The sequence below is a fragment of the Streptomyces sp. NPDC007991 genome, assembly GCF_042958445.1.
Classification (GTDB): domain Bacteria; phylum Actinomycetota; class Actinomycetes; order Streptomycetales; family Streptomycetaceae; genus Streptomyces.
The window spans coordinates 289365-302123 of sequence record NZ_JBIBJD010000001.1 but is presented as its reverse complement, the minus strand read 5'-3'; the positions used below and the strand labels follow the sequence as shown (position 1 = coordinate 302123).

Genomic DNA, 12759 nt, shown 5'->3' with positions numbered 1-12759 from the left:
TTGCGTGGACATCGTGCGGTGGCGCCCCTGGGGGCGAGCGGTTCGGAGCCCGGTCAGGGCACGGCCTCGATGGTGATCTCGTCGGCGGTGGCGAGCTGCTCGGTGCCGCCGTCGGCCATGTGCCCGAGAGGGACCAGGCCGGTCGCGTAGGGGGCGTCGCGGTAGTAGGTGGCGAGCTGGTTCCAGGGCGCGTAGTACGCCAGGTCACCGGCCTTGGGGTCGGCACCCTCCGGCGCGCCGGACGTGGTCGGCTTCCAGGGCAGGTCGGCGATCTTCTCGGCCTGGTGGAAGTCGCGCAGGGACAGCGTGAGGGGGAGCCGGGAGGCGAAGTCGCGGGCGGTGGCGCTGTCGTTCAGGGTGGCGGCGATGTGGTGGCCGTCGAGGGTGAGCCGGATGTTCATGGCGGCCTTCCTGCCGGGTGAGGTGGTGGCGGCCGGGGCTGTCGAGGCCTGCGGCGAGGCGGGCCCGGAAGGGGGCGGGGAGTCGCTGGTGCAGGCGGTCGCGACCAGCAGCAGTGCGGCGGCCGGGGCCAGCCGGGCGAGAGCGCGCGGGGGCGCGGGGTTCACGGTGTCGTTCCGTGGTCAGTCGGGCAGGGGCTCGGAGTAGTGCCGGAAGCCGTCCCGCCGCTGGTGGATGTCGTACAGGCGCTGCGCCAGCGCGTCGGGGCTGTTGTGCTCGGCGTCGGGCCGGATGGCCCCGGGGATGATCAGCTGGGCGGCGTGGACGTTCTCCTCGGCGAGCACGTCGTGCAGCATGCGGGCGTAGGCGCTCTCGGCGGCGAAGGCGATCGAGGTGCCGGCGACCTTCGGGTTCGGGCGTACGGCACTGCCGCCGTTGACGAACAGCAGCATGCCGCGGCCGAGGGCGCGCATACCGGGCAGGACGGCGTTCACACAGGTGACGGGGCCCTTGACGGAGAAGTCGAGTGGGGCGTCGAGGTCGTCGGCGCTGGTGTCCAGGACCGGTTTCATGAAGTCGGCGCGCGGCACCGGGCTGTACTGGAGGATCTCGATGGGCCCCAGGTCGGTCCCGGCCGCGTCGAGGGCGGTGGTCAGGGACTCGGTGTCGAGAACGTCGGCGGTGTAGCCGCGGGCCTGGATGCTGTCGCGGGCGAGGTCGGCGGCCAGGCCGCCCAGTTTCTCGGCGTCGCGGGCGATGAGGGCGACGCGGTGGCCGGCCGCTCCGAAGCGGCGGGCGGTGGCGAGCCCGAGGCCCGGCCCGGCACCCACGAGGGCGAAGGTCGTCATGGTCGGTCCTTGCGTGAGAGGGGTGGATGGCCCCGAGGGGGGAGGCGTTCGCGTTCGGGGCGTGGACAGGATTCGGTCAGGGCTTGAGGAGGGTCTTGATCGCGCGGCGTTCGTCCATCGCCCGGTAGCCCTCGGCCACCTCGTCCAGGGGCAGGGTGAGGTCGAAGACCCTGCCCGGGTCGATCCGGCCGGACAGGACGCGGTCGATCAGGTCGGGCAGGTAGCGGCGTACGGGGGCCGGGCCGCCGCGCAGGCCGACGTGGGAGAAGAACAACTCCTCGCCGTCGACGGCCACCTCGTGCGGGACGCCGACGAAGCCGACGTTGCCGCCGGGCCGGGCGGAGTGCAGGGCCTGCCGCATCGACTCGGCGGTGCCGACGCACTCCAGCACGCAGTCCGCGCCGATGCCGCCGGTGAGGTCCTTGACGCGGGCGATGCCTTCGTCGCCGCGTTCGCTGACGATGTCGGTGGCGCCGAACTCCACGGCGAGCTGCTGGCGCGACGCATGGCGGCTCATGGCGATGATCCGCTCGGCGCCGAGCTCGCGCGCGGCGATGACGCCGCACAGGCCGACCGCTCCGTCGCCGACCACGACGGCCGTGGAGCCGGGCTTCACCTCGGCGGCGAGGGCGGCGTACCAGCCGGTGCCCATCACGTCGGAGACGGCGAGCAGGCTCGGCACGAACGCGCCGTCCGGGTGTTCGTCGGTGGCGACGAGGGTGCCGTGGGCGTTGGGGATGCGCACGTAGTCGGCCTGGCAGGCGCTCATGAACTCGCGGTGCAGGCAGGAGGACTGCCAGCCGTTCCGGCAGTTCGCGCAGGTGTTGTCCGAGGTGGCGAAGGAGCCGACCACGAACTGGCCCGGCTTGACGCCCGTGACCTCGCTGCCTGCCTCCTCGACGATGCCGACGTACTCGTGCCCCATCGGGTGCGGGTCGCCGATGGGTTCCGCCCCGCGGTAGGGCCACAGGTCCGAGCCGCACACACAGGTGGCGACCGTGCGGATCACCGCGTCCGTCGGATGGAGGATCTTCGGGTCGTCGAGGCTCTCGAAGCGCACGTCGCCGGGGGCGTAGATGACTGCTCCGCGCATGGGGGTGCTTCCTTCGTGCGGGGGTCGGTGTGCCTCAGCCGGGATCGGGATCGGGATCGGCTGAATCGATATCGAGCCTCACACGCGAGGGCGGGGGCGAAAAGCGGACGAATTCATCCTGGGAAGGGAACATCCTGGGAGGGATTTCTCCCCCCTTCCCCGGGTGGAACCGGTGTCATGCTGGGAAGCATGACCGCCAACGTCCCCCTGAATGAGCTGGGAGAATTCCTCAAGAAGCGCCGCTCGGAACTGAGCCCGCGCACGGTCGGACTGCCCGAGACCGGCAAACCCCGCCGGGTGGAGGGGCTGCGCCGCGAGGAGGTCGCCCAGCTGGCCAGCATCAGCACGGACTACTACACCCGGCTGGAGCAGGGCCGCATGCAGGCCTCGGCACCCGTGCTGGACGTGCTCGCCCGGGTACTCCACCTGGACGACGACGAGCGCGGCTACCTCTTCCAGCTGGCGGGCAAGACCACCACCCGCACCCGGCGTCGCGGTCGGCAGAAGGTACAGCCGCAGCTTCAGCGGGTCCTGGACGACCTCACCGCCACCCCCGCCATCGTCCAGGGCCGGCGCGGGGACATCCTGGCCTGGAACGCGCTGGCGGCCGCCCTGGTCACCGACTTCTCCCGCCTCGCGGAAAAGCACCGCAACTACCCGCGGATCATCTTCACGGACCCCACCATGCGCACCCTGTACGCCGACTGGGAGACCTCCGCGCGGATCTCCGTGGCCCAGCTGCGGATGGAGGCCGCGAAGTACCCCGAGGATCCCCGCCTGATCGAGCTGGTCGGTGAACTGTCCCTGCGCGACAAGCAGTTCGCCCGCTGGTGGGGCGATCACCACGTCGCCGCCCGCACCGTGGGCACGAAGACCCTCAACCATCCGGTCGTCGGCGAACTCGTCCTGGACTGGGACACCCTGACCGCCAACACCGATCCCGACCAGAACCTGACCGTCTGGACCGCCGCGCCCGGCTCCCCCACCCATGAACGGCTGCGCATCCTGGCGTCCTGGGCCGCCGACCAGGACCTGTCGGCCTCTTCGCCCCTCAGCTGACCGCCCCGGCACAACGAGTCTCAAAGCTTGCGCACAAATTGCACACATACTCTCTACATACTGATCCCGGTGGTCTAGATTGACCGTGCTTCGGATGTTCGAACACGAGGCGACCGTTAATGATCTATAGGTCCGGAGCCGCGGAAAGCCGGCGGCTGTCTCCTCACCGCCAGACGTGGTGGTGATCCATTTCTTGAGCCCGGGAGGGTGCCTTGGGTGCGGGGAGCACCCGGGGTTCGGGCTGTTCAAGTAGCGCGCGAGGCGGGAGGCGGGGGCCTCCCGAGGCGAGATCAGTGTGGGGCGAACACGTCGAACTATTCGGCGACCTGGGGGGGTTCTGTGCAGCAGGGTGAACTTGTCGACCCTTTTCCGTCGGCGCGGGGGCATCTGGCGAACGGGGCGATCAGCCGGCCGGCGACCGACTGGGAGCAGCGATACCGCCGCAACGTGATCATCAGCGACACCGCGGCCACCGCCTTCGTGGTGGCGGCGATCGGCAACTTCTTCGGGTCCCGCGACGCGGCCAACTGGCATGAGAAGTGGGGCATCCTCGCGTTCGGCACCGAACTGCTGGTGCTGGGGGCGCTCGCGGTGAGCCGGTCCTGGGCTCCGGCCGTGCTCGGCCAGGGGGCCGAGGAGTTCCGCCGGCTCGGCCGCGCGCTGTTCACGGCGACCGTCGTACTGGCACTCGGCGGGATCGCCCTGACCTCGCGCAACATCAAGCTCTGGATCTTCGTCGCGATCCCCGCGATCGCGCTCGTCACCATGACGGCGCGGTATGTGCTGCGCCTCTCGCTGCACAAACAGCGCAAAGAAGGCCGGTGCCTGAGACCGGTGCTCGCCGCCGGGAGCGCGGCCACCGTGCGTGACCTGATCAGCCGGACCCGCAAGTTCCCGCACCTGGGCTGGCGGGTGGACGCGGTGTGCACGACGGACGGTCTCGGGCTCGACGGTGCCCACCTGGACGGAGTGCCGGTCGTCGGCCGGCTGGCGGACGTCGCGGGCCACGTCCGCCGCGACGGCTACCGGGTCGTCGCGGTCACACCGGACCCGCACTGGACACCGGACCGGCTGCAGCGGCTGGCCTGGAACCTCGAAGGCAGCGACGCCGAAATGGTCGTGGCCCCCGTGCTCATGGAGGTCGCCGGCCCGCGGCTGCACGTCGACGCGGTGCTCGGGATCCCGCTGCTGCGGGTCAGCATGCCGGCCTTCACCGGGGGCCGCCGGGTGGTCAAAGGGGTCGTCGACCGGATGGGCGCGGCGATCCTGCTGCTGCTGTTCGCGCCGCTGATGGTGTGCGTCGGACTGCTCGTGCTGGCGGACAGCCGGGGCGGGGCGTTCTACCGCCAGCGCCGGGTCGGCAAGGACGGCCGCGAGTTCACCATCCTGAAGTTCCGCACCATGGTCGTCGGGGCCGACGGGGCACGTGCCGGGCTGGCCGACCGCAACGAGGGCGCCGGCCCGCTGTTCAAGCTCCGCCGGGATCCGCGGGTGACCCGGGTGGGAGCGGTGCTGCGGCGGTACTCGCTCGACGAACTCCCGCAGCTTCTCAACGTGCTCACCGGATCGATGTCGCTCGTCGGTCCGCGGCCTCCACTGCCGGAGGAGTGCGCCGCGTACGCCCCGGACATCCGGCGGCGGCTGCTGGTCAAGCCCGGACTCACCGGTCTGTGGCAGATCAGCGGACGCAGCGACCTGTCGTGGGAGGAGGCGGTCCGGCTGGACCTGCGGTACGTGGAGGACTGGTCGCTCGCCCTGGACTCAGTGATCTTGTGGAAGACGCTGCGTGCGGTGCTCCACGGTCAGGGCGCCTACTGATGCGCGCAGGTCGGCGTCCGGACGGGGCGCGGACCGCAGGCCGAAAGGGCCTGCGTGGGGGGACCGCAGGCCACAGGGTCTGCCTGGGGAGGGACGGGTCATGAGAGTCAGCGTTTTCGGGCTCGGCTACGTGGGCTGCGTGTCGGCCGCGTGCCTGGCCAGCATGGGGCACGAGGTCGTCGGGGTGGACGTGAACCAGGTGAAGGTCGACCTGGTCAACGACGGCAAGGCCCCGGTGGTCGAGGAGCGGATCGGCGAGGTCATCGCCGAGGTCGTGCGCAGCGGAGCGTTGCGCGCCACCGGCGACGTCCGCGAGGCGATCATGGACAGCGAGGTGTCGCTGGTCTGCGTGGGCACGCCGTCGGAGCCCAACGGCAGCCTGTGCACGGCGTACTTGGAGCGGGTCACCGAGGAGATCGGCGCCGCGCTGGCCGAGCGGGGCGGGCGCCACACGGTCGTGTTCCGCAGCACCATGCTGCCCGGCACCTGCCTGAACCTGCTGGTGCCGATCCTGGAGAAGTACGTCGGCGGCACGGCCGGGGTGGACATCGGGGTCGCGGTCAATCCGGAGTTCCTGCGTGAGGGCACGAGCGTGCGGGACTTCTTCGACCCGCCCAAGACGGTCATCGGCGAGCTCGACCCGGCCAGCGGCGACGCGGTGCTGGCGCTGTACGAGGGCCTGCCCGGCGAGGTGTTCCGGGTGCCGGTCCCCACGGCCGAGGCGATCAAGTACGCGGACAACGCGTTCCACGGCCTCAAGATCGGCTTCGCGAACGAGCTGGGCGCGGTGTGCCAGGCGCTCGGGGTGGACTCGCACCAGGTGATGGACGTGTTCCTGGCCGACCGCAAGCTGAACATCAGCCCCGCCTATCTGCGGCCCGGCTTCGCCTTCGGCGGCTCCTGCCTGCCGAAGGACCTGCGCAGCCTGGTCCACGCGGCGCAGCGGGCCGACGTCTCGGTGCCGATCCTCTCCCATGTGCTGCCCTCCAACTCCGACCATCTGCAGCGCGCGGTGGACCTGGTCGAGCGCACGGGCAGGCGCCGCATAGGCATGTTCGGGCTGTCCTTCAAGCCCGGCACCGACGACCTGCGCGAGAGCCCCCTCGTCGAGCTGGCGGAGAGGCTCTTCGGCAAGGGGTACGACCTGCGGATCTACGACGCCAACGTGAACCTCTCCCGGCTGATCGGCGCGAACCGCGAGTACATCGAGAACCGGCTGCCGCACCTCGCGCAACTGCTCGCGCAGTCCGTCGACGAGGTGCTCGACCACGCCGAGGTGTGCCTGGTCGGGACCAGGGATCCGGCCGTGCTGGCGGCGCTGCCCCACAGCGAGGGCCCGGTGCTCGTCGACCTCGTCCACCTTCCCGACGCCGATGCGCGCCGGGCCGAACCGGGGTACGTGGGCCTTGCCTGGTGACAGCTCTTTCGATGAGACAACCGGCGGCGACCGGCCGGGCCGGCGCGCGCTGATCCTGGTGGAGAACCTGTCGGTGCCGTTCGACCGGCGGGTGTGGCAGGAGTGCACGACGCTGCGCGACGCGGGCTGGACGGTGCACGTCATCTGTCCGCAGGGCAGCAAGCGCGACACGGAGCCGGAGGTGGTGATCGACGGGGTGCGGATCCACCGCTATCCGTTGCGCGCGGCCACCGGAGGGCCGGCCGGTTACCTGCGGGAGTACGGATCGGCGTTGTGGCACACGGTGCGCCTGGCGCGCACGGTCGGCCCGGTCGACGTGGTGCACGCCTGCAACCCGCCCGACCTGCTGTTCCTGCCGGCGCTGTGGCTGAAGCGGCGCGGGGCGCGGTTCGTCTTCGACCAGCACGACCTGGTACCCGAGTTGTACCTCTCCCGGTTCGGCCGCGGCGAGGATCTGCTCTACCGCGCCGTGTGCGCGCTGGAACGGCGGACCTACCGGGCCGCGGACATCGTCCTCGCCACGAACGAGAGCTACCGGGACGTCGCGCTGCGCCGTGGCCGCCGGCGGCCGGAGGACGTCTTCGTGGTGCGCAGCGCACCCGCGATCGACCGGTTCCAGCCGGTACCGCCCGAGCCGGAGTTGAAGCGCGGCAAGCCTCATCTGCTGTGCTACCTCGGCGTGATGGGCCCGCAGGACGGCGTCGACTACGCGCTGCGCGCCCTCGCGAAGCTGCGCGACGAGCTCGGGCGCACCGACTGGCACGCGGTGTTCGTCGGCGCCGGCGACGCCTTCGAGGCGATGGTGGAGCTGTCGCGGCGGCTGGGGCTGTCCGAGCAGGTGCAGTTCACCGGGCGCATACCGGACGCCGACCTCGTGCGGTACCTGTCCACCGCGGACGTGTGCCTCTCCCCCGACCCGCGCAATCCGCTCAACGACGTGTCGACCATGAACAAGGTCCTGGAGTACATGGCGATGGGCCGGCCGATCGTCTCGTTCGACCTGAAGGAGGCGCGGGTCTCCGCCGGTGACGCCGCCGTCTACGCGCCCGCCGACGACGAGGCGGAGTTCGCCGGGCTCATCGCGCTGCTGCTGGACGACCCGGAGAAGCGGGCCCGCATGGGCAGGACCGGCCAGGAGCGGATCAGCGGGCCGCTCTCCTGGCGGAACTCGCAGGCGTCGCTGCTCGCCGCCTACGCCGCCGCCTGCCGGGACCGCACCGCGGGGTCCTCGGGCACCCCGGTCCGCACAGGGAAGAGGCAGCGCAGTTGAGCGATGACACGATACGCCTGGTCACGATCGGGCGGATTCTCCGTCGGCGCCGGCGGCTTCTCGCCGTCCTCGCCATGGTGGGCGCGCTCGTCGGCTTCGGCGCCTCCGTGCTGTTCCCGCCGCGGTACACGACGTCGGCGTCGGTCCTGCTGCCGGGGCAGTGGGAGGAGCGCGAGCTGCTGACCCAGGCGGAGATCGCGACCAGTTCGGTGGTGACCGACCGCGCGGCCGCCGCACTCGGCTGGCCCGGGGTCAGCGGCAGCGAGCTGCGGGACCGGGTGAGCGCCAAGGCCGCCGACGGGAACATCATCAAGATCTCGGGTACGGCCGACACCCCGGAGCGTGCGCAGCGGCTGTCCGACCAGGTGGCCGGGCAGTTCGTCACCTTCGCCGCGCGGCTCGCGGGCGACAACCCCGACCCCGGGGCGGCGGCCGGGCCCGAGGAACTGCGCAAGACGGTGGTGCAGACCGACCGCCGCATCACCGACCTGGCCGAGGCGGCCGATCCGGGGCGGACCGTGGAGAGCGTGCAGGCCCGCACCGAGCTGGAGAAGCTGCGTGCCGCGCTGCTGGACGCCATGAAGAAGCTGGACGAGGCCGACCCGGCGACCAGCAAGGCCGGCCTTGTCGTCATGGGCCCGGCGGCCCGGCCGGCCGGCGAGGCGGCGCCGACGAGGACGCAGCTCATCGTCGCCGGGGCGCTGCTGTTCTTCCTGCTCGCGGTCATCGGCCATCTCGCCGCCGCCCGGATGAGCCGACGGCTGCGCACCGCACCGGAGATCGCCGCCGCGCTCGGCTCCGCGCTGCTGGGGACCGTCGACGTACCCGGTGAACGGCCCGCGCGGCGGCCCGAGGGCCGTGGCACCCGGGCCTGGATCCGCCGGCTGCTGGGGGTCGACACCCGGTGGGACGTACCGCCCCCGCAGCCGTCCGGCGGCGAGGCCGGCAGGCGGATCCGCTACCGGCGGGTGTGTGCTCGCCTGCGGGACGAGCTGCCGGCTCCCCGGCGGCTGCTGGTCGTCGTCCCGGACGGCGACGAGGTCGCCGTCCGTGCCGCCGGGCAGCTCGTGGCAGAGGCCGGCGGCGACCCGGGTGCTTCGAGCAGGGGATACCCCGTGTTGCGGGTGGTGGCGGTGTCGGTGTCCGGGCCGCTGGTGCCGGACCGCGACACCGAGTCGGGTGCCCTGGTGGTGCTCAGCGCGGGCAACTGGACCGCGGCGGAGCTCGCCGGTATCGCCGAGGCGTGTGCGGACGCGGGGCATGAGGTCGTCGGCGTCGTCGTCGCCGGCACGACCCGGGGCCGTGCCACGCGGACTCCCGGCCGCCGTCCGGCGGATGAGGCCGTCCCGGAGTTCGCGGTGAACGGCCACGCGACGGGAGGTGCGCTGTGACGACGAGCGAGACGTCCGAGTCGCCGGCCTCCACCGCGCTGCTGGATCTGCAGGGGCTGGTGGCGGCGGTGCGCAGGCGCCGTCGCCTGTGGAGCTCCCTGGCGCTGCTGGGGCTGCTCGCCGGCGTGGCGGTGGCGGTCCTGCTGCCGGCGCCGCCGGCCGCGGTGACCAAGGTGCTGGTCGCCCACAAGGAGGACCAGCCGAACGACACCGGAACGCTGATCCGCACCGACGTGGAGCTGCTGCGGACCACGCGGATCGCCGGCGAGGCCCTGAAGTCCCTCAAGTCTCCGGAGAACCCGGATGACTTCATGCGGGATTACCGGGGGACCGGCCTGTCCAACAACCTGCTGCAGATCGATGTGACGGCTGACAGCGACGCGGAAGCGGTGGCCCGGGCCAAGGCGCTGGCCGACGCGTTCGTCGCGGACCATGTGCGGCGGATGCGCCAGAGCGCGAAGGCCGAGTCCAAGGCCCTGGCCGACCAGGGCGACCGTATGCGCAAGGAACTCGCCGACGTCAACAAGGCGATCGGGGACGGACCGCCTCAGAGCAGCCCGAAGGCGTCGGCGAGCATGGAGTCGCTCTTCGCCCGCCGGGCCGAACTCACCTCGCGGATCGCCGACTTCGAGCAGCGTGCCGAGGAGGCGCGCATCGGCACCCCGCAACTCGTCGCCGGCACACAGATCGTGGACGCCCCGCGCGCGGTGCGGCACTCCCTGCCCAGGGCCGTTGCCACCAACGCCGCGATCGGGCTCGTCCTCGGGCTCGTCCTGGGGCTGGCGGTGGCCGCGGTCGGCTCGGTGGTGGCGGACCGCCCCGTGCTGCGCCGGGACATCGCGGCGCACCTGGGCGCCTCGGTCATCGCGGAGCTGCCCCGTGCGCCTCGCCGGCCGGCGAGGCTGTGGCAGCGCCGAAGGACCCGGGCGGCACGCGAACGGCTCACCGCCTTCCTGGCCCGCGCCGTGCGCGGCTCGGCGCAACCGGTGTCGCTGCTGGAACTGGGCTGTGCGCGCACCACGAGCGTGATCGCCGTGGACCTCGCCAGGGCGCTGACGGCAAACGGGCCGGTGGTCATCGTCGACGGTCTGCCCGGCCCGCAGCTCGCCGGCCGCCGCCCGCAGCCGGGTGACCCCGCCGTGGTCGGCGGCGAGCGGGCCGAGGCCGCGTCGGACCAGGAGCGCCTGCTCGGTGTCGGCTCGGTGGCGCCCGGCACGGCGTGGACCGACCTCCAGTACCTCGGCACCCGGACCGTGCTCGTCGTGCGGGCCGGGCACGGCAGCGCCGCGTGGCTGCACACCGTGGCGCGGCAGCTCGCGGACCAGCGCGTCGAGGTGATCGGCGTGGTGCTGATCGACCCCGATCCCCGGGACCGGACCGACGGCACGCTGTGGGACGGGCCGCACCACGCGCTGCGCGGCCGCGTCGAGCGGCCGGCCCGGCAGATCGGTGGGGGCTCCCACGCCGTTCAGGCAGTGGGGGAGGGCCGGCGGCGGGCGGAGCGGCTGCCGATGTGGGCGGCACGGGTCCCGGACAGCAACCAGGAGGCGCGGTAGCACATGTGCGGCATCGCAGGCACGTACCGGTGGCCGGACGGGAAGGCCGTGACCGACCGGCTCACCCAGGCCCTCGCCCACCGCGGCCCGGACGGGGCGGGCCGCTACGGCCATCCCGCCGGTGACGGCGACGTACAGCTCGGGCACCGCCGGCTGGCCATCATCGACCTGTCCGAGACCGGCGCCCAGCCGATGGTCTCGGGCGGCCTCGCCCTGACGTACAACGGCGAGCTGTACAACGCGCCCGAGCTGCGTGCCGAGCTCACGGCCGGCGGGGTGCGCTTTCGCGGTACCTCCGACACCGAGGTGGTGCTGGAGGCCTGGCGGCGGTGGGGCACGGACTGCCTGCCCCGGCTGCGCGGCATGTTCGCGTTCGGGATCTTCGACGAGCGCACCGGTGAGCTGGTGCTGGTCCGCGACCAGCTCGGCATCAAGCCGCTGTTCCTGCTCCGGCGCGGCGAGGGCCTGGTGTTCGCCTCCGAGCTCAAGGCGCTCGCCGCCGCGACCGGCGGGAAGCTGGAGGTGGACCATGCGGCACTGGTGGCCTCCCTGCTGTACTACTGGGTGCCGGACTCGCGGTGCGCGTTCCGCGAGGCGGAGAAGCTGCCGCCGGGGAGCTGGCTGCGGTGCCGTCCCGACGGCCGGGTGGAGCGGGGCCGGTTCTGGCACCTGAAGGACGTCGCCGCGGAGGGCCGGGAGCGGGCGCGGGCCGGCGAACAGCCGGACATCGCCGCCGTCGTCGAGGAGTCGACCCGGCGCCATCTGCTCTCCGACGTGCCCGTGGCGACCTTCCTCTCCGGCGGGCTGGACTCCAGCTACCTGACCGCGCTGGCGGCCCGCGACCGGCCCGGGATCCCCGCCTACACGATCGGGTTCCGCGCCGAGGACGCCAGGTTCGAGGCGATGCCGGACGACCTGCGCTATGCCCGGCAGGTCGCCCAGCGGTTCGGTGTCGACCTGCGGGAGATCGAGATCGCCCCGGACGTGCTCGACCTGCTGCCGCGGATGACGTACCACCTGGACGAGCCGATCGGTGACCCGGCCGCGATCAACACGTTCCTGATCTGCTCGGCCGCCCGGGAGGCCGGGATCAAGGTGATGCTCTCGGGGATGGGCGCGGACGAGCTGTTCGCCGGGTACCGCAAGCACCTGGCCAACCTGCTCGCGCTGCGCTACCAGCGCGTGCCCCGGCCCCTGCGGCGCGGAGTGTCCGCGGCCGTGGACCGGCTGCCGGTCGCGTCGAGCCGCCGGGGGTACCGGTCGGTGCGCTTCGCGAAGCGGTTCCTGTCCTTCGCCGGTCTGCCGGAGGAGACCGCGTTCCGGCGCAGCTACACCATGTACGACCGGGACGAGCTGCTCGCCCTGCTCGATCCGGACCTGGCCGGGACGGTCGAGGACGTGCTGACCGAGCATGCGGACGTCTACGAGGACAACGGCCTCGACGACTTCGTCAACCGCATGTGCCTGACCGACGCCCGGATGTTCCTGCCGGGCCTGAACCTCGCGTACACGGACCGCTCCAGCATGGCCGCGTCGACCGAGGTGCGGGTGCCGTACGTGGACGTCGAGGTGGTCAGGGCGGCGTTCGCCGTGCCCGGCGACCGCAAGATCGTCGGACGGCAGGGCAAGGCGGTCCTCAAGGAGGCGGCCTCCTCGGTCCTGCCCCGGGAGATCGTGTACCGGCCCAAGGGGCTGTTCAGCGCCCCGCTGCGGGCCTGGATGAGCCGGGATCTGGCGCCGCTGGTGCGCGAGGTGGTGAACGACGGCGAGCTCGTCCGTGCCGGGTTCCTGCGCCGCGACGCGCTGGCGCGGATGGTCGCGGAGGACGCGTCCGGGCAGCGGGACTTCTCCAAGCATCTGTGGCATGTGCTGACCCTCGAGTACTGGTATCGCGGCGCGACCTGAGGG

At 72.4% G+C, this 12759-nt stretch carries 10 protein-coding genes; 7 read left to right on the top strand and 3 right to left on the bottom strand.

All coding sequences use genetic code 11. The annotated features are described in order from the left end of the window. Window positions 1-53: 53 nt before the first annotated feature. The 3 genes from ACFZDA_RS01280 to ACFZDA_RS01270 form a co-directional block, all read right to left on the bottom strand. Window positions 54-566, bottom strand: a complete 513-nt coding sequence (locus ACFZDA_RS01280) for a cyclophilin-like fold protein (RefSeq protein ID WP_391073056.1) — start codon at window positions 564-566, stop codon at window positions 54-56. Window positions 567-581: 15 nt separating this feature from the next. Then, entirely contained in the window at window positions 582-1247 is a 666-nt protein-coding gene (locus ACFZDA_RS01275) for an SDR family NAD(P)-dependent oxidoreductase (protein ID WP_391073053.1), read from the bottom strand. A 76-nt stretch (window positions 1248-1323) separates the two neighbouring features. Then, window positions 1324-2340 carry a zinc-binding dehydrogenase gene (locus ACFZDA_RS01270; RefSeq protein ID WP_391073050.1) on the bottom strand — a complete coding sequence of 339 codons (1017 nt, stop codon included), beginning with the start codon at window positions 2338-2340 and terminating at the stop codon, window positions 1324-1326. A 177-nt stretch (window positions 2341-2517) separates the two neighbouring features. On the opposite strand from ACFZDA_RS01270, the gene ACFZDA_RS01265 reads away from it, so the two are divergent. The 7 genes from ACFZDA_RS01265 (at window position 2518) to asnB (ending at window position 12756) form a co-directional block, all read left to right on the top strand. Beyond that, window positions 2518-3399 carry a helix-turn-helix domain-containing protein gene (locus ACFZDA_RS01265; protein WP_391073047.1) on the top strand — a complete coding sequence of 294 codons (882 nt, stop codon included), beginning with the start codon at window positions 2518-2520 and terminating at the stop codon, window positions 3397-3399. A gap of 339 nt (window positions 3400-3738) precedes the next feature. After that, window positions 3739-5217 carry an exopolysaccharide biosynthesis polyprenyl glycosylphosphotransferase gene (locus tag ACFZDA_RS01260; protein WP_391073045.1) on the top strand — a complete coding sequence of 493 codons (1479 nt, stop codon included), beginning with the start codon at window positions 3739-3741 and terminating at the stop codon, window positions 5215-5217. A 100-nt stretch (window positions 5218-5317) separates the two neighbouring features. After that, window positions 5318-6634 carry a nucleotide sugar dehydrogenase gene (locus tag ACFZDA_RS01255; protein WP_391073043.1) on the top strand — a complete coding sequence of 439 codons (1317 nt, stop codon included), beginning with the start codon at window positions 5318-5320 and terminating at the stop codon, window positions 6632-6634. Next, window positions 6624-7904: a glycosyltransferase gene (locus ACFZDA_RS01250; protein ID WP_391073040.1), complete on the top strand. Its 1281-nt coding sequence runs from the start codon at window positions 6624-6626 to the stop codon at window positions 7902-7904. Before ACFZDA_RS01255 ends, ACFZDA_RS01250 begins: the two co-directional genes overlap by 11 nt. Beyond that, window positions 7901-9295 carry a Wzz/FepE/Etk N-terminal domain-containing protein gene (locus ACFZDA_RS01245; RefSeq protein WP_391073037.1) on the top strand — a complete coding sequence of 465 codons (1395 nt, stop codon included), beginning with the start codon at window positions 7901-7903 and terminating at the stop codon, window positions 9293-9295. The genes ACFZDA_RS01250 and ACFZDA_RS01245 overlap by 4 nt, the downstream gene beginning before the upstream one ends. Continuing rightward, window positions 9292-10851: a Wzz/FepE/Etk N-terminal domain-containing protein gene (locus tag ACFZDA_RS01240; RefSeq protein WP_391073034.1), complete on the top strand. Its 1560-nt coding sequence runs from the start codon at window positions 9292-9294 to the stop codon at window positions 10849-10851. Before ACFZDA_RS01245 ends, ACFZDA_RS01240 begins: the two co-directional genes overlap by 4 nt. Before the next feature lie 3 nt (window positions 10852-10854). Further along, window positions 10855-12756: an asparagine synthase (glutamine-hydrolyzing) gene (gene asnB, locus ACFZDA_RS01235; RefSeq protein ID WP_391073031.1), complete on the top strand. Its 1902-nt coding sequence runs from the start codon at window positions 10855-10857 to the stop codon at window positions 12754-12756. Window positions 12757-12759: the final 3 nt, after the last annotated feature.

Bases quoted from the DNA above. Each gene is read 5' to 3' on its own strand.
- ACFZDA_RS01275 (WP_391073053.1), bottom strand. From the start codon at position 1,247: ATGACGACCTTCGCCCTCGTGGGTGCCGGGCCGGGCCTCGGGCTCGCC.
- ACFZDA_RS01270 (WP_391073050.1), bottom strand. From the start codon at position 2,340: ATGCGCGGAGCAGTCATCTACGCCCCCGGCGACGTGCGCTTCGAGAGC.
- ACFZDA_RS01265 (WP_391073047.1), top strand. From the start codon at position 2,518: ATGCTGGGAAGCATGACCGCCAACGTCCCCCTGAATGAGCTGGGAGAA.
- ACFZDA_RS01255 (WP_391073043.1), top strand. From the start codon at position 5,318: ATGAGAGTCAGCGTTTTCGGGCTCGGCTACGTGGGCTGCGTGTCGGCC.
- asnB (WP_391073031.1), top strand. From the start codon at position 10,855: ATGTGCGGCATCGCAGGCACGTACCGGTGGCCGGACGGGAAGGCCGTG.